Origin of the sequence: Cohnella baijiui (assembly GCF_020731285.1) — a bacterium.
Taxonomy (GTDB): Bacteria; Bacillota; Bacilli; order Paenibacillales; family Paenibacillaceae; genus Cohnella.
The window spans coordinates 1-235 of the sequence record NZ_JAJFOW010000351.1; the positions used below are offsets into that span (position 1 = coordinate 1).

At 53.2% G+C, this 235-nt stretch carries 1 pseudogene; it reads right to left on the reverse strand.

Features of this window, described 5'->3' with window-relative positions:
* Positions 1 to 235: pseudogene (locus LKX83_RS32925) on the reverse strand (CCA tRNA nucleotidyltransferase); the annotation flags it as partial.

Sequence of the window (235 nt, forward strand, 5' to 3'; positions counted from 1 at the left end):
CTCAACCGCAACATAGCCGATGTCAGCAGCCTGATGACAAATCGCTTCATATGTAGATGGATCAATCGTAAATCCAAGCTGACTTGCAAAGCGTAGGCAGCGAAGCATACGCAGCGCATCTTCTGCAAAGCGTTCTTCCGCGCGACCTACCGCCCGTATTAAGCGGGCCTGCAAATCCTGCTGCCCGCCAAACGGGTCTACGACATTCCCCCGCAAGTCAAGTGCCATAGCATTT